The following is a 15,939-nucleotide window of genomic DNA, read 5'->3' as shown; positions in this document are numbered from 1 at the left end:
CATAATTTTTATTGTTTTATGTTATGATACATATTATATTGTTTGGCCCACCGGGTTGTGGAAAAGGAACTCAAGCTAAAATCATATCAAATAAATTTGGTTTCATACACCTATCTACTGGAATGATATTTAGAGATCATATAAAAAGAAAAACTAATCTAGGAAAAATCGCTAGTTGTTATATAAATAAAGGAATATTAGTTCCTGATATAATTACTACAAACATGTTAAACATAGAAATTCAAAAACATTTTAAGGCTAAAGGAATTATCTATGATGGATATCCTAGAACTAGGAATCAAATTTTTTCTTTAGAAAAAGTATTAAAAAAATTTTGTTTGGGAAAAATAAATATAATTTTTTATTTTTTTATTCAAAAAAATTTGATAATAAATAGATTATTAAAAAGAGGAGAAATAAGTCACCGTAACGATGACACCGATATTATTACAGTTCAAAGAAGAATAAAAGAATATGATAAAGAAACTTCTATAATATGGAATAACAATCATAAATGGGAAAATAGTATAATAAAATTAAATGCTTCTTTGTCTGTGGAAAAAATTTCTGTTTTTATAGAAGAAAAAATCATAAATTTATTATTTTAATAATTAATGGAAAATTCTTTTGTTGATTATATAAAAATTTATTGTAAAAGTGGTGATGGAGGATCTGGATGCATTCATTTTTATAGAGATAAATATATAACTAGAGGCGGACCTGATGGAGGAACAGGAGGGAAAGGTGGAGATATTATTCTTAAAGGGAATTCACAGCTTCATACCTTTTTACATTTGAGATATCATAAACATTGGATAGCAAAGTCAGGATCCCCTGGAAAAGGAAACAACATAACTGGAGCGAATGGAAAGGATTTATTAATAGAAGTTCCTATAGGAACTGTAGTAAAAGATGAAAATAAAAATATAATATTGGAAATAACCAAAAATTTTCAGAAAAAAATTTTATTCGAAGGAGGGAAAGGGGGAAAAGGAAACGTTTTTTTTAAAAATTCAGTTTATCAAACTCCTTATTATGCACAACCGGGAGTTAAAACAAAAGGAAACTGGATTTTTTTAGAATTAAAAATCCTAGCTGATGTAGGGTTTATAGGTTTTCCTAATACTGGAAAATCAACTTTACTTTCTGTAATTACAAAAGCAAAACCCAAAATAGGAAATTTTCCCTTTACTACTAAAGCTCCACACATAGGCGTGGTATATGTAGATTTTAATTCTTTTTTAGCAGCTGATATCCCTGGAATTATTGATAAAGCTTCCGAAGGAAAAGGTTTAGGACATTATTTCCTAAGACATATAGAACGAAATTCTGTTCTATTATTTTTGATTTCTTCAGACACAAAAAATAAAAAAAAAGAATATTTTATTTTGTTAAATGAGTTGAAAAAATTCAATTTAAATCTTTTAAATAAAAAACGTTTATTAGCAATATCTAAATCGGATTTGATCAACGATGAGAAAAAGAATAAAATAAAAGAAGATTTTTTAAAATTAAAAGAAAACGTTGTTTTTATCTCCTCTTTCACAAAAAAAGGATTACCAGAATTAGTAGAAAAATTATGGAAACTAATTAAATTATAGATTAAGAGTAAGATAATTTTTGTTTCACAATATCTTGATCTATATTTAATGTAGATTGAATATTTTCTATTTCAAACATATAATCTAAAAATATTTTTTCACAAAATGTTCTTAATCCTCTAGCACCTAACCCCAACTGAAAGGTTTTATCCGCTATAATATTTAATGCTTCATCCGTAATATTCAAAGAAATATGGTCTATATCAAATAATTTTTGATATTGTTTTATTAAAGCATTTTTTGGTTCTACTAAAATTTTTTTTAACATATTTCTGTTTAGTGGATTTAAATAAGTAACAATAGGGAATCTTCCTATAATTTCAGGAATTAATCCAAACTTTTTTAAATCTTCAGTGAAGATATTTTTTAGATAATTTTTTTCATCATTTTTTTTTCTTTTTTCTTGAGTTATAAACCCTATAGACATTTTTTCTATTCTATTAGAAATAATTTTTTCTATACCATCAAAAGTGCCTCCAGCTATAAATAATATATTCTCAGTATTTATCTGTATCATTTTTTGGTCTGGATGTTTTCTCCCTCCTTGTGGAGGGACATTAATTACGGATCCTTCCAATATTTTGAGTAGTGCTTGTTGTACACCTTCCCCAGAGACGTCTCTAGTAATAGAAGGATTATTTCTTTTTCTAGAAATTTTATCTATTTCATCTAGAAAAATGATTCCTTTTTCAGCAGAATTTACATCATAATTAACAGATTGTAATAGTTTAGTTAAAATAGATTCTACATCTTCCCCTACATACCCAGCTTCAGTCAAAGTCGTTGCATCGGCTATAGCAAAAGGGACTCTCAAAAGTTTTGAGATGCTTTTTGCTAATAAAGTTTTTCCTGTTCCTGTTTTTCCTATCAATAATACGTTAGATTTCTCTATTTCTATGTTTTTATAATTGTGATTTTCATTATTCTTTTGAATGCGTTTATAATGATTATAAACTGCAACGGATATAATTTTTTTTGCTTCATTTTGTCCTATAACATATTTATCTAAAAAAGACTTGATTTCTTTGGGTTTTTTTATTTTTATTAATAATTCATTATTATTATTATTATGTTTAACAGTAAATTTTTTGTGAATTATGGAATAAGTTTTTTCTATGCATATATTACAAATATGTCCATTTATTCCTGATATAAGAAAAGTGATTTCATTTTTATTTTTTCCACAAAAATTACATTTTAACAAATCTTCCATAAACATAAAAGATAAAGATAAACTAGATTCCTATTCTATTCTATCTATTTTGAATTATTGAATAAGGAGCAAGCTTGACTACATCACACCGCTACTACCTTATTACCTTTGCTGTGTTCCCACCCTGGAGGATTTATAGGGAGCTGATTGTGTAGGACTTGCTCCAAGTATTGGTAAATATAAAAAAAAAATCATAAATTCTTATTCAAAACATGAGAATTTCTCTATTAATCTATTAAATTTATTTTTTATTAATTTAGATAGAATGGAGAGCTTTTATTAATTCTTAGTGATTTATAAAGAATTAATAAGAATTTAATTTTGTTGTTTTGTTTTATTTTATTTTTGATGGAAACAAAATATATTTTTGTTACGGGAGGAGTAACCTCTTCTTTAGGAAAAGGAATTGTTTCAGCTTCACTGGGAATGTTATTAAAAGCTAGAGGATATAAAGTTTCTATATTAAAATTAGATCCTTATTTTAATATAGATCCAGGGACTTTAAATCCTTATGAACATGGGGAGTGTTTTGTTACTAAAGATGGAGCAGAAACAGATTTAGATTTAGGGCATTATGAACGATTTTTAAATCAACCTACAACCAAAGAAAATAATGTAACATCGGGATTAATATATAAAACTGTGATAGATAATGAAAGAAAAGGAAATTATCTAGGAAAAACAGTACAAGTTATACCTCATATTACCAATGAGATTAAAAGACGGATTAAAATTATTGGAGATTCCAAAATTTATGACATTATTATAACTGAAATAGGAGGTACTGTAGGTGATATAGAAAGTTTACCTTATATTGAATCAGTACGTCAGTTAAAGTGGGAATTAGGAAGATTTAATGGATTAGTTATTCATTTGACATTACTTCCTATAGTAGTTACTGGTGAAATTAAAACAAAACCTACACAACATTCTGTTAGAAATTTAATGGAAAACGGAATACAAGCAGACATTATAGTGTGTAGAACAGAAAAACATATATCCGATAATATTAGAGAAAAATTAGCATTGTTTTGCAATGTAAAACCAAAGCATGTTATTGAATCAATAGATACTAAAACTATATATGAAATTCCTTATTTGTTACACTTACAAAATTTTGATGAAGAAGTATTGAATCATTTGAACTTATCTACTATTACTATTCCGGATTTAAAAAAATGGAAAATTTTTATCAAAAAATATAAAAATCCAAAATATGAAATTAAGATAGCATTAGTAGGAAAATATGTTGCTTTACATGATTCTTACAAATCAATTACAGAAGCTTTAATTCATGCTGGGACAGAAAATGAAACTTATGTTGATATAAAATGGATTTATTCAGAAATGATTAAAGAAAAAAATATAAAAAAATATTTTAAAGGAATTTCAGGAATTTTAGTTGCTCCAGGGTTTGGAAATAGAGGGATAGAAGGAAAAATACTTGCAGCAAAATATGCGAGAGAAAATAAAATTCCATTTTTTGGAATATGTTTAGGTATGCAAATCGCTGTAATAGAATTTGCAAGAAATGTATTAGGATTAAAAAAAGCAGAAAGTTATGAAACTAATCCTAATACATCTCATCCAGTAATAAGTTTAATGGATAAGCAAAAAAAATTAACTCATACTGGAGGAACAATGCGTTTAGGAAATTGGAAATGTTCTCTTACAAAAGGATCTAAAATATTTTCTATTTATGGAGGAAAAAAAGAGATTTTTGAAAGACATCGTCATAGATATGAATTTAATAATAATTATTTAGAATATTTTTCCAATGCTGGAATGAAGGCTGTTGGAGTAAATCCGGATACAGGTTTAGTCGAAGCATTAGAATTAGAAAACCATATTTTTTTCTTGGGAGTTCAATATCATCCAGAATATCAAAGTACAGTAACGAACCCACATCCTCTGTTTATTAATTTTATACAAGTATCTATAGCTTATCAGAATTCTTCTTATATATGAAGGATAAAAATTTAGATTATAGTTCTATAACCGGGTTAATTCTTATATTGTTTGTTTTAATAATTTTTACTTATCTTAACAACAATACCAATAATAGTAATTCTAGAAAATTTAATTCTAAAGAGTTTTTTACAAAAAAAGAAACTTTTCTCACAGAGAAAAGAAAAAAAAATCATTTTTATCTATTAGAAAACAATGTTTTAAAACTTAAAATTTCTAGTTTAGGAGGGGCTATTAATGAAGTACTTTTAAAAAAGTATAAAGGATACGATTCTTTATTATCATATCATGATCAAAGTCTTTATTTAATAAAAAATTCTAGTTTATTATACAGATTATCTTTTTTTAATGAAAAAGGATTAAATATTGATACAAATGCATTGTATTTTAAACCTTTTTCATTAAAAATGAATAAGATATCTGGAATTAAAACTCTTATTATGAGAGCGAAAAATCCTTATGGAAAAGGATTTTTAGATTACATATATACAATAGGAGAAAAAGATCAATATGATGTAGGTTTTTCTATTAGAACTAATAATTTTTTTTCTTTTAATGAAACAGGAAAAGAATCTGGATGTTATCTAAGTTTAGAGCAAAAAATTTTATCCATAGAAAAGGATAGAGATTGGGAAAATTCTTATACTCAAGTATATTATTCTGTTTCTAATGAAAATTTAAATAGTTCCGCTTCTATAAAATATTTATCTGAAAAAAAAACAGAAGATAGAAATATATATGGAGTAAATTGGATTGCTCATAAACAACAATTTTTTTCTTTCATATTTATTCCAAAAAAAATATTAAAAAATGTTTTTGTAAAATCTGAAAATTTTTCTTCAGGATCTTTCTTAAAAAAAATTCAGTTGAAAACATTTATAAATACAATAAAAAATGAAGAATTTCATTTTTCTTTTCGCTTGTATTTTGGCCCTTTGGATTTAAATTTATTAAATAAATATCATAATGGATTTGAGGGGATCATTCCATTTGGATGGGGTTTTCTCAAGTGGATCAATAAATATTTTTTTTTAACCGTTTTTCAATTTTTGGAAAAAACAAATTTAAATTATGGTGTTATTATTATTTTAATGACTGTAGTTGTGAAACTTATATTATTTCCAATGACTTATAAACAATACAAATTAAGCGCCATGATGAAATTGATTCGTCCAGAAATCGAAAAATTAAATAATAAATATAAAGAAGATGTGTTCAAAAAACAAAGAGCGATAATGGAATTATATCATAATGTAGGGATTAATCCAATGTCTGGTTGTATTTCTACATTATTTCAGGTTCCTATTTTTTATTCCTTATTTAAATTTTTTCCTACCATAATTAATTTGAGAGGAAAATCTTTTTTATGGGTAGAGGACTTAACTTCATATGATTCAATCTTAAAATTACCTTTTTTTATTCCTTTTTACGGAAATCACGTAAGTTTACTAACTTTATTGTATTCTTTAGCATTACTCGTTTATACAAAACTGAGTAATGATGGAAGAAAAGATTTTTCTCAAAGTGAAAATGATTCTTCTATTCCTGACATGAATTTTCTATTGTATTTGATGCCTATTGTTATGTTATTTTTTATAAATAGTTATGCTTCTGCTTTATCTTTATATTATTTTACATCTAATATAATTAACATTGGATTTTTCTTTTTTATTAAAGAATTAATGTTAAATGAAAAAAAAATTTCTCTCAAACTTCAAGAAAAAAAAGTTATAAAACGTAATTACTGGAAAAATATAATAAAAAAAATATCAAACAAGAAATATAAAAATACTACATAAGAAATTCTATTTCTTTATGATAAAAAAAATAGAGTTTTTTATTAAATTCAATCACTAAAGATCCTTGATCCGTTATAGATCGTATTATTCCTGAAATATAATTATTTGTTTTATAAATATAAAAATAAGAGATTTTGTCTTTTAAATATAGATGATTAATATAATATTCTCGTATAAATTGTTCCCCGTAAATCGTAAAAAGAAGGTATTCTTTTTGAATAAAAAATATAATTTTATAAAAAAGATAATCTAAATCAAAATTCAGATTGAAAATCTTTTTTAAAGAAGAAGCTCCCCATTCTTTTTGAAATTCTTCTTGATAAACATTTATACCTATACCAATGATAATAGTATGAATTCTTTGTGAAAAAATACTATTTTCTATTAAAATTCCGCCTATTTTTTTATTGTCTATAATAATATCATTAGGCCATTTGATCCAAATTTTTTCTTTATTTTTTTGATTATAACATGTAGATAAGGTTTTATGTATAGCATTACTTATAATAATGTTTATGACGTATATTTTTTTTATATATTGAACAGGTTTAAAAACAATGCTAAAAGTTAGATTCTTTTCTTTTTCTGAATGCCATAAATTTTGATTCATTCCTATTCCTTCGGTTTGATTCATTGTCCAAATTACGATCCAATTGTGTTTTTCATGAAGATATTTTCTAGCATATTGATTTGTAGAATTAATTTCTTTTAATGTAATTAGATTTATAGGCCAAATAAATTTTTTCAAAATGTTTTAAATTTAACTTCTTTAAAGAGAGTGAAAACCTTATTTTTGTTTTTTGAAATAAATTAAATAAAAGAAATACTTGCTTATTTATAAAAGAAATAATTTTTGTTTTGTTATTAGATAGGATTATAGAAGGGATTCAAATGGTTAAAGGAAAAGATATATCTATTATAAATTTAAAAAATAATAAAAATTTTATTTGTGATTATTTTGTTATTTGTAATGGAGATTCTCATAATCAAGTATATGCTATTTTTCAATCTGTAGAGAATATAACGGTTGAAAAATTACAGGAAAAACCTTGGCGTGTAGAAGGTTTGAAAAATAAAGAATGGATTTTGGTGGATTATGTTTCTATTGTTGTTCATATTTTTCAAAAACAATTAAGATTCTATTACGATATAGAAAATCTTTGGAATCATAATTCATAATGTTACTAAGATTTTTATTTAAAATTAAGTAATGAAGAAACCTATATGATAGACAAAAAAATAAAAAGTAAAAACAACTTTTTTTGGGTATATGCAGTCATATTTGCTATATTTTTGGGAATATTTTTTTTTAAATCTTCTTTTTCTAATCCTAGAAAAATAGATCAGGATACTTTTTTTGATATTCTTTCTAGAGGAGAAATTCAAAAGATTATAGTAAAACATAGAGAAATAGTATATGTTTATTTAAAAAAAGAATTTTTGCCATTTAATAATAACCCCACTAAAAATATTATTAAAAATAATGAAAATGATAAGAGATTTATAACGCAACCATTACAATATGAGTTTGAAATAGGAGATTTACAATTTTTTCAAAAAAAATTTGAGGAATATAAGAAAAAATATAATTTAAGTACTATTATTGATTTTAAAAATCAGCAAGAATATACTATTACTAAATTTTTCTTTGATTATGGTATATTTTTTATATTATTAATTATTTTTTGGATTTTTTTATTTAGGAGAATAGGATCTACTAGTGGAGGACCTGGAGGGCAAATATTTAATATAGGAAAATCTAGAGCTAAGTTATTTGATGAAAATGATAATGTAAAAATAACGTTTAAAGACGTTGCCGGTTTAGAAGGAGCTAAAGAAGAAGTTCAAGAAATTGTAGAATTTTTAAAAAGTCCTCAAAAATATACCAAACTTGGAGGAAAAATTCCTAAAGGAGCTTTGTTGATAGGAGCACCAGGAACAGGAAAAACTTTATTAGCAAAAGCTGTAGCAGGGGAAGCAAAAGTTCCATTTTTTTCTTTATCAGGATCAGATTTTGTAGAAATGTTTGTAGGAGTAGGTGCTTCCAGAGTAAGGGACTTATTTGAAAAAGCGAAGGAAAAATCTCCATGTATAATATTCATAGATGAGATAGATGCAATAGGAAGAGCTCGTGGAAAAAGTAATATAGCTGGATCTAATGATGAAAGAGAAAATACTTTAAATCAACTTTTAACAGAAATGGATGGATTTGGAACTCATACTAATGTTATAGTATTAGCTGCTACTAATAGATCCGATATTTTAGATAAAGCTTTACTTCGTCCTGGTCGTTTTGATCGAACTATATTAGTAGATCCACCTGAATTAAATGAAAGGAAAGAAATATTTCGTGTACATCTTAAAAGATTGGTATTATCTAATAATGTAGATGTAGGTTTTTTAGCAAGACAAACTCCAGGATTTAGTGGAGCAGATATCGCTAATGTTTGTAATGAGTCAGCTCTTATTGCAGCAAGAAAAGATAGATCTCAAATAGAAAATCAAGATTTTCTTGATGCAATAGACCGTATTATTGGAGGTTTAGAAAAAAAGAATAAAATAATAAAACCAAATGAAAAAAAAAGAATTGCTTATCATGAGGCAGGACATGCTACAATAAGCTGGTTGTTAGAACATGCTGCGCCTTTAGTAAAGGTAACCATAGTTCCAAGGGGAAGATCTTTGGGATCAGCATGGTATCTTCCGGAGGAAAGACAATTAACGACTCCAGAACAAATGAAAGATGAAATCTGTGCATTGTTAGCGGGAAGATCGGCGGAAGAAATTATTTTCAGTAGTATTTCTACTGGAGCTTTAAACGACTTAGAAAGAGTGACAAAACAAGCTCAATCTATGGTGGCTATTTTTGGATTAAATGACAAAATTGGAAACATTTCTTACTATGATTCTACAGGACAAAATGAATTTTCTTTTTCTAAACCTTATAGTGAAAAAACGGCTCAAATTATAGATGAAGAAATATCTAAAATTATAACAGAGCAATATCAAAGAGCTAAAAGTATACTTAAAAATAATGAAAAAAAATTATCTATATTGGCTAATGAATTATTGGAAAAAGAAGTTATCTTTAGAGAAGATTTAAAGAAAATATTTGGAGAAAGACCTTATCCTGATGAAATCGGAGATATGTTAAATTCTGTTTAGTAACATTTCTTCTTGAAATATTATAGTTAATATATAATTGAAAAATGAAATGAAAAAAAAAAAATACTTAGATTTTATGATAAGGTTTTTTACTGGTTTGATTTATGTTGTTTCAATTATTTTTTCTATTGAAAAAGGAGAAAAAACTTTTAGAATAGTAATGATGTTACTGTCTTTTCTTTGTTTATTTGAATTTTTATTAATATTAAAAACAAGCATTACTTTAATTAAAATAACATCTTTATTTTTTTTATTTTCTATTTTTATGGATTTTTTTATGGAAAAAGAAAAAGGATTAATTCCCTATGTAATTTGTTTTATTCCTTATTCTATAATTTTTCTTATAATTCAATTATTTTCTAATAAATATTCTCATAAAGAAAAAATAGCACAAGCTAGTCATCTAATTTTTGGATTGGTGTATATTATTATGCCATTTTATTTAGCATCTTATATATATGCTATTATTCATCATGGAAAACAATTAATTTTAGGTGTATTTATCTTAATATGGACAAATGATTCTCTATCCTATTTGATAGGAAAAAAATGGGGAAAAAGAAAAATAGCTATATCTATTTCTCCTAAAAAATCAATAGAAGGAGTTATTGGTGGGATCTTTTTTTGTATAATACTAGGGTTTTTATTATACAAAATATGGGGAAATAAATATTGGTTTATTTTGTCCTTTACTGTTCCTATTTTTTCTACTATTGGAGATCTTGTGGAGTCAACCATTAAAAGATCTTTTAGTGTAAAAAATTCAGGTGTTTGGTTTCCTGGACATGGCGGTTTTTTAGATCGATTAGATAGTTTTATTTTTGTAATTCCTATTATAGCTACCGTAGTAACTAGTCTTGTTTATATTTTTTAATTTTATCAGCGTAACTATGGAACTACGAAAATATTTGATTTTTTTATCGTAAAAATTTTGCAGTCATGATTTCTATTCATAAAGAAGGAATTTTATTTCTGGGATACACATTAGTAATAATATTATTATTATTAATTTTTTCTTTCTTTTTATTATCTAAATTGATTTTTATTTTTTTATCAATTTTTTTTATTGTTATTTATATTTTTCTTATTTTCTTTTTTAGAAATCCAAAAAGAAATTTATTCTGTAGAATTAGTGAAAAAGATTATAACAAAGAAATAATTCTTTCTCCTGCTGATGGAAAAATTTTGAATGTACAAAAAATTTTCGAAAGTGAATTTTTAAAAAAAAACTGTATATGTATTTCTATTTTTATGTCTCCTTTCAATGTACATGTTAATAGATTTCCTGTTTCTGGAAAAATTGTTTATGTAAAACATCATCCTGGAAAATACATAATAGCTTGGCTCCCTAAATCTTCATCACATAATGAACATACAACAACAGTCGTGGAAACTAGTAAGGGAAACAAAATATTATTTCGACAAATAGCTGGTTTTTTAGCTAGACGTATTGTCATTTATGCAAAAAAAAATTCCATCGTAAAAAAAGGAGATGAACTTGGATTTATTAAATTTGGATCAAGAGTTGATGTTTTTTTACCATTAAACTCTATAATTTTAGTGAAAAAGGGAGAAAAAGTTACTGGAGGAGAAAGTACAATTTCTACTATTCCATCATAACATAATACATAATAGGCTCCCTTTATCTATCTTATCAATTCAATTCTTTATTTCACTTCTTCATAATCTACATCTTGTACATTTTCGTTCCCTTTGCTACTTTTTTCTTCATTTTCTTTTTTGTTTGATTGATTATTTTTATTTGTATTTCCTGTGCTATAAATTTCTTGAGAAGCATTAGTCCAAGCCTCGTTCAATTTTTTCATATAATTTTCAATAGAAATGAAATCTTTTTTAGAATGAGCGTTTTTTAACTTTTCTAAGGAATCTTCTATATTTTTTTTATTATTTTCAGATAATTTATTTCCATAATCTTTCAGTTGTTTCTCAGATTGGAAAATCTGATTATCTGCAGCATTTAATTTTTCAATTTCTTTTTTTATTTTATCATCTTTTTGAGCATTTTTTTTTGCCTCTTGTTTCATTTTTTCTATTTCTTCTTGATTTAAACCTGAAGAGGTTTCAATACGTATAGATTGTTCTTTTCCTGTTCCTTTATTTTTTGCAGAAACATTAAGAATTCCATTAGCATCTATATCAAAAGTTACTTCAATTTGAGGAGTCCCCCTAGGTGCAGGAGGTATATCTACTAAGTCAAAACGACCTATTTCTTTATTATCATTGAACATAGATCTTTCGCCTTGTCCTACGCGTATAGTTACTGCCGATTGGTTATCAGATGCGGTAGAAAAAATTTCTGATTTTTTAGTAGGGATTGTGGTATTAGATTCAATAAGTTTAGTAAAGACACCTCCTAATGTCTCAATTCCTAAAGATAAAGGAGTCACATCTAGTAATAACACATTTTGGACATCTCCTGTTAATACTCCTCCTTGTATAGCCGCTCCAATAGCTACGACCTCATCTGGATTAACCCCTTTAGAAGGTTTTTTTCCAAAAAATTTCTCTACTTCTTCTTGTACTTTTGGTATACGAGTAGATCCTCCAACTAAAATTACTTCATCTATGTTTTGAGTAGTTAAATTTGCATCTTTTAATGCTTTAGAACAAGGATTAATAGAACGTTGTATTAATTTTTCTGATAATTGTTCAAATTTTGAACGAATTAGAGTTAAAACTAAATGTTTAGGACCTGATTCCGTTGCTGTGATATAAGGAAGATTTATTTCGGTTTGATTTGAAGAAGATAGCTCTATTTTAGCTTTTTCAGATGCTTCTTTCAAACGCTGTAAAGCCATAGGATCCTTTCTAAGATCTAATCCTTCTTTTGATTTAAATTCATTTGCTAAATAATTAATAATAACTTGATCAAAATCATCCCCTCCTAAATGAGTATCACCATTAGTAGATAAAACTTCAAAAACTCCATCTCCTAATTCTAGGATAGAAACATCAAAAGTCCCTCCTCCTAAATCGTATACCACAATTTTTTTATTTTGATTACTTTTATCTAATCCATAAGCTAAAGCCGCTGCAGTCGGCTCATTTATAATTCTTTCTACTTTTAATCCTGCAATTTCTCCAGCTTCTTTAGTTGCTTGTCTTTGAGCATCGTTAAAATAAGCGGGGACTGTAATTACGGCTCTGTTAACTTCTTCTCCTAGATAATCTTCAGCTGTTTTTTTCATTTTTTGTAAAATCATCGCAGATATTTCCTGTGGAGCGTACAATCTTTTTTCTATATCAACACGAGGAGTATTGTTTCCTCCTTTTATAATTTTATAAGGTATATGTTTCAATTCCTCTGTGACTTCTGAGTACATTCTCCCCATAAATCTTTTGATTGAAAAAATGGTTTTTTGTGGATTAGTTACTGCTTGTCTTTTAGCCGGATCTCCTATTTTTCTTTCTCCTCCTTCTACAAAAGCAACTATAGATGGAGTAGTTCTTTTTCCTTCTGAATTAGGGATAACAACAGGATCGTTGATTTCCATAACGGAAACACAAGAATTTGTTGTACCTAAATCTATGCCTATAATTTTACTCATTTTTATTACGTTTTTTCATATGTTAATTTCATTCAATAGCACTCCAATCATTATGCCACAATGAACTCAACGAAAATAAAACCTTAATAAATAAAGGGAGTATGCGGTCTGACAATAAAAAACTTTTATGCAAAAAGTTTTTATGACAAAAAGTCATTCGTTAACATTAAAAATTTTTAAAATTTCTTATATTAATGAAATAAAATAAAAGAATATGGATTTTTTAAGTTTTAAGACAATTTCAGCTAAAAAAAGTTCTGTAATAAAATTAAAATCTTGGATCATAATAGATGCTACTAATCAAATTTTAGGAAGATTATCTACAAAAATTGCTTGTATTATAATGGGGAAACATAAACCTTTTTTTTCGCCACATATAAATTGTGGAGATTATGTTATCGTAATCAATTCTAATAAAATTAAACTTACTGGAAAAAAATGGAAAGATAAAAAATATATTCATCATAGCGGTTACCCTGGTGGAAGAAAAATAATTTACATTAAAGATTTATTGAATAAAGATTCAAGGAATATAATATATAAATCAGTCAAAGGAATGTTACCTAAAAGTCGTTTAGGACGATTGATTCTAAAAAATTTATATGTTTATCCAAAATCTGAACATAAACATAAAGCGCAAAAACCTGTCTTATTGAAATAAAAATAATTATGATACATACTATAGGAAGAAGAAAAAGATCCCTTGCACGTATCTATTTAAAAATAGGAAACGGATTAATAACTGTAAATTCTAAGAAATTAAATCAATATTTTCCAAAATATCTTCATCAAAAAATACTGTATCCTATTGAAATAATCAAAAAACTGAGTCAGTTTGATATAAATATTAAAGTTTTTGGAGGGGGGTTTAATGGACAAGCAGAAGCAATTCGTCTCGCAATATCTCGCGCGCTTTGTCAGTTCGATATAAAAAATAGAAGTAAACTAAAATATGAAGGCCTATTAACTCGTGATTCTAGAGAAGTAGAAAGGAAAAAATTTGGGCAAAAAAAAGCTAGAAAAAAGTACCAATTTTCGAAACGTTAGAAAAAAATTAAATTATAAAAATATAATGAAAATCAATACTCAGGATTTATTGAAAGCTGGTGTTCATTTTGGACATATTGCACGAAAATGGAATCCTAATATGCGTCCTTTCATTTTTATGAAAAAAGGAGGAATTCATATCATAGATTTATCAAAAACAATTTCAAAATTAGAGGAAGCTTGTGATGGTTTAAAAAGAATAACAAAAAATGGAAAAAAAATATTACTGGTAGGAACCAAAGCTCAAGCTAGAGAAAAAGTTTTTTATTATGCAAAAAACATAAATATGCCCTGCATAACGGAAAGATGGTTGGGGGGATTGCTCACAAATTTCACAACAATTCGTAAGTCTGTGAAAAAAATGAACAATATAGAAAAAATGAAAAAAAATGGGACTTTTGACACTTTATCTAAAAAAGAAAGATTGTTAATTGATAGATTATACGCAAAATTATATAAAAATTTAGGAAGTATTTCAAATATGAATCATGTACCAGGAGGTATTTTTTTGGTAGATCCAAATAAAGAAAAAATAGCTTTAACTGAGGCAAATAAATTAAAAATACCTGTTTTTGCTATGGTAGATACTAACACAGATCCTAATGAAATTCAATACCCTATTCCTTCTAATGACGACTCTTCTAAATCCATAGATATTATTTTGAAATTTGTATCAGAAGCAATTCGAGATGGAGTTTCGATCAATAGAAATGAACGTGAAGATAAAAATTTTGTAAACAAAAAATTATGAAAATTTCTGTACAAAAAATTAATGAACTTAGAAAAATAACAAGAATTGGAATTATGGATTGTAAAAATGCGTTAGTTCATTCTAATGGAAATATTGATAAAGCTATTCGTTTTTTAAGAAAAAAAGGAGAAAAAGTAGCAATTAATCGTTCTTTATATCAAATGAAAGATGGCGCTGTTATTGCTTCCGTTAATTTTAATTATTGTATCGGAACAATTATAGGAATTAGCTGTGAAACTGATTTTTTATCCAAGAACTCGGAATTTTTGGAGTTTTTATCCGAACTTTCAAAACAATCATTATTATTCAATAATAAAATAGATTTTTTGTGTAGTTCATATAATGAATATGGAAGCATACAGGAAATGATTGTAAATAAGATGGGTGTTGTAGGAGAAAAATTAGAATTAAAAATTTTTGAAAAAGTAGATTCTCCATTTATAATGAATTATACTCACAATACAAACAAAATCGCAACATTAGTTGGCTTTTCCGATAAAATAAATAACATATCTGTAGCTAAGGATATAGCAATGCATATAGCCGCTATGAATCCTGTAGCTATTAATGAAAAAGAGATTCCCAATTCATTAATGAATGAAGAAACTGAAATAATTGAAGATCAAGTTCAAAAAGAAAATAAAAGTAAATCCAATTCTATAAAAAAAAGAATAATTCAAGGCCGAATTAACAAATTTATATTAGAAAATACCCTACTTAATCAAAAATTTATAAAAGACAGCAAAATAACTGTTCAAGAATATTTGAATAAATATGATAAAAATTTAAAAATAAATATCTTTAAAAGAGTAAGTATTTAATACTA

The 15,939-nt window shown here is 26.0% G+C and carries 15 protein-coding genes and 1 other RNA gene; 12 read left to right on the top strand and 4 right to left on the bottom strand.

Annotation, left to right across the window (positions count from 1 at the left end):
• Positions 1 to 23: 23 nt before the first annotated feature.
• Both H0H64_RS02105 and obgE read left to right on the top strand, forming a co-directional pair.
• Positions 24 to 608 carry an adenylate kinase family protein gene (locus H0H64_RS02105; protein WP_185857156.1) on the top strand — a complete coding sequence of 195 codons (585 nt, stop codon included), beginning with the start codon at positions 24 to 26 and terminating at the stop codon, positions 606 to 608.
• 6 nt (positions 609 to 614) lie between these two features.
• Positions 615 to 1,601 (top strand): GTPase ObgE, encoded by a 987-nt coding sequence (obgE, locus tag H0H64_RS02100; protein ID WP_185857155.1) that lies wholly within the window; start codon positions 615 to 617, stop codon positions 1,599 to 1,601.
• Between the two features lies 1 nt (position 1,602).
• Here the strand turns inward: obgE and clpX are convergent, their stop codons facing one another.
• Together clpX and ffs are read right to left on the bottom strand one after the other, a co-directional pair.
• Positions 1,603 to 2,814 carry an ATP-dependent Clp protease ATP-binding subunit ClpX gene (clpX, locus tag H0H64_RS02095; protein ID WP_185857154.1) on the bottom strand — a complete coding sequence of 404 codons (1,212 nt, stop codon included), beginning with the start codon at positions 2,812 to 2,814 and terminating at the stop codon, positions 1,603 to 1,605.
• Positions 2,815 to 2,877: 63 nt separating this feature from the next.
• Positions 2,878 to 2,978: signal recognition particle sRNA small type (gene ffs / locus H0H64_RS02090), an RNA gene on the bottom strand.
• A gap of 184 nt (positions 2,979 to 3,162) precedes the next feature.
• Here ffs and H0H64_RS02085 point away from each other — a divergent pair.
• Positions 3,163 to 4,782 carry a CTP synthase gene (locus H0H64_RS02085; RefSeq protein ID WP_185857153.1) on the top strand — a complete coding sequence of 540 codons (1,620 nt, stop codon included), beginning with the start codon at positions 3,163 to 3,165 and terminating at the stop codon, positions 4,780 to 4,782.
• Positions 4,779 to 6,581 (top strand): YidC/Oxa1 family insertase periplasmic-domain containing protein, encoded by a 1,803-nt coding sequence (locus H0H64_RS02080; RefSeq protein WP_185857152.1) that lies wholly within the window; start codon positions 4,779 to 4,781, stop codon positions 6,579 to 6,581. The genes H0H64_RS02085 and H0H64_RS02080 overlap by 4 nt, the downstream gene beginning before the upstream one ends.
• On the opposite strand, the gene H0H64_RS02075 is transcribed toward H0H64_RS02080, so the two are convergent.
• Positions 6,574 to 7,329, bottom strand: coding sequence for a biotin--[acetyl-CoA-carboxylase] ligase (locus H0H64_RS02075; protein ID WP_185857151.1), 756 nt, complete (start codon positions 7,327 to 7,329; stop codon positions 6,574 to 6,576). The genes H0H64_RS02080 and H0H64_RS02075 overlap by 8 nt on opposite strands.
• A gap of 110 nt (positions 7,330 to 7,439) precedes the next feature.
• On the opposite strand from H0H64_RS02075, the gene rsfS reads away from it, so the two are divergent.
• The 4 genes from rsfS (at position 7,440) to H0H64_RS02055 (ending at position 11,366) form a co-directional block, all read left to right on the top strand.
• The gene (gene rsfS / locus H0H64_RS02070; RefSeq protein WP_185857150.1) at positions 7,440 to 7,760 is read left to right on the top strand and encodes a ribosome silencing factor; all 321 of its coding nucleotides are present in this window, start codon (positions 7,440 to 7,442) and stop codon (positions 7,758 to 7,760) included.
• A gap of 45 nt (positions 7,761 to 7,805) precedes the next feature.
• Entirely contained in the window at positions 7,806 to 9,746 is a 1,941-nt protein-coding gene (gene ftsH, locus H0H64_RS02065) for an ATP-dependent zinc metalloprotease FtsH (RefSeq protein WP_185857149.1), read from the top strand.
• A gap of 49 nt (positions 9,747 to 9,795) precedes the next feature.
• A complete protein-coding gene (locus H0H64_RS02060; RefSeq protein ID WP_185857148.1) occupies positions 9,796 to 10,620 on the top strand; it encodes a phosphatidate cytidylyltransferase in 825 nt (274 codons plus the stop codon).
• A 65-nt stretch (positions 10,621 to 10,685) separates the two neighbouring features.
• On the top strand, positions 10,686 to 11,366 hold the full coding sequence (locus tag H0H64_RS02055; RefSeq protein WP_185857147.1) for a phosphatidylserine decarboxylase family protein: 681 nt from the start codon (positions 10,686 to 10,688) through the stop codon (positions 11,364 to 11,366).
• Positions 11,367 to 11,413: 47 nt separating this feature from the next.
• Here H0H64_RS02055 and dnaK read toward each other — a convergent pair whose 3' ends face one another.
• On the bottom strand, positions 11,414 to 13,315 hold the full coding sequence (gene dnaK, locus H0H64_RS02050) for a molecular chaperone DnaK (protein ID WP_185857146.1): 1,902 nt from the start codon (positions 13,313 to 13,315) through the stop codon (positions 11,414 to 11,416).
• A gap of 214 nt (positions 13,316 to 13,529) precedes the next feature.
• Here dnaK and rplM point away from each other — a divergent pair, with 214 nt between their 5' ends.
• The 4 genes from rplM to tsf are packed head-to-tail and all read left to right on the top strand — an operon-like array spanning position 13,530 to position 15,934.
• Positions 13,530 to 13,976, top strand: coding sequence for a 50S ribosomal protein L13 (gene rplM, locus H0H64_RS02045; protein WP_185857145.1), 447 nt, complete (start codon positions 13,530 to 13,532; stop codon positions 13,974 to 13,976).
• 8 nt (positions 13,977 to 13,984) lie between these two features.
• Positions 13,985 to 14,362, top strand: a complete 378-nt coding sequence (rpsI, locus tag H0H64_RS02040; protein WP_185857144.1) for a 30S ribosomal protein S9 — start codon at positions 13,985 to 13,987, stop codon at positions 14,360 to 14,362.
• Positions 14,363 to 14,387: 25 nt separating this feature from the next.
• Complete coding sequence (rpsB, locus tag H0H64_RS02035; RefSeq protein ID WP_185857143.1) at positions 14,388 to 15,113, top strand: 30S ribosomal protein S2; 726 nt, start codon at positions 14,388 to 14,390, stop codon at positions 15,111 to 15,113.
• A complete protein-coding gene (gene tsf / locus H0H64_RS02030; protein WP_185857142.1) occupies positions 15,110 to 15,934 on the top strand; it encodes a translation elongation factor Ts in 825 nt (274 codons plus the stop codon). The genes rpsB and tsf overlap by 4 nt, the downstream gene beginning before the upstream one ends.
• The last annotated feature ends 5 nt before the right edge of the window (positions 15,935 to 15,939 follow it).

This window comes from Blattabacterium cuenoti (genome assembly GCF_014251635.1).
GTDB lineage: Bacteria > Bacteroidota > Bacteroidia > Flavobacteriales > Blattabacteriaceae > Blattabacterium > Blattabacterium cuenoti_S.
Note: the sequence above shows the minus strand (reverse complement) of the source record. Positions and strands in the feature narration are given on the sequence as shown.

Coding starts and splice junctions, on each gene's coding strand:
- H0H64_RS02105 (WP_185857156.1), top strand. CDS start 24: ATGATACATATTATATTGTTTGGCCCACCGGGTTGTGGAAAAGGAACT.
- obgE (WP_185857155.1), top strand. CDS start 615: ATGGAAAATTCTTTTGTTGATTATATAAAAATTTATTGTAAAAGTGGT.
- clpX (WP_185857154.1), bottom strand. CDS start 2,814: ATGGAAGATTTGTTAAAATGTAATTTTTGTGGAAAAAATAAAAATGAA.
- H0H64_RS02085 (WP_185857153.1), top strand. CDS start 3,163: ATGGAAACAAAATATATTTTTGTTACGGGAGGAGTAACCTCTTCTTTA.
- H0H64_RS02080 (WP_185857152.1), top strand. CDS start 4,779: ATGAAGGATAAAAATTTAGATTATAGTTCTATAACCGGGTTAATTCTT.
- ftsH (WP_185857149.1), top strand. CDS start 7,806: ATGATAGACAAAAAAATAAAAAGTAAAAACAACTTTTTTTGGGTATAT.
- H0H64_RS02060 (WP_185857148.1), top strand. CDS start 9,796: ATGAAAAAAAAAAAATACTTAGATTTTATGATAAGGTTTTTTACTGGT.
- H0H64_RS02055 (WP_185857147.1), top strand. CDS start 10,686: ATGATTTCTATTCATAAAGAAGGAATTTTATTTCTGGGATACACATTA.
- dnaK (WP_185857146.1), bottom strand. CDS start 13,315: ATGAGTAAAATTATAGGCATAGATTTAGGTACAACAAATTCTTGTGTT.
- rplM (WP_185857145.1), top strand. CDS start 13,530: ATGGATTTTTTAAGTTTTAAGACAATTTCAGCTAAAAAAAGTTCTGTA.
- rpsI (WP_185857144.1), top strand. CDS start 13,985: ATGATACATACTATAGGAAGAAGAAAAAGATCCCTTGCACGTATCTAT.
- rpsB (WP_185857143.1), top strand. CDS start 14,388: ATGAAAATCAATACTCAGGATTTATTGAAAGCTGGTGTTCATTTTGGA.
- tsf (WP_185857142.1), top strand. CDS start 15,110: ATGAAAATTTCTGTACAAAAAATTAATGAACTTAGAAAAATAACAAGA.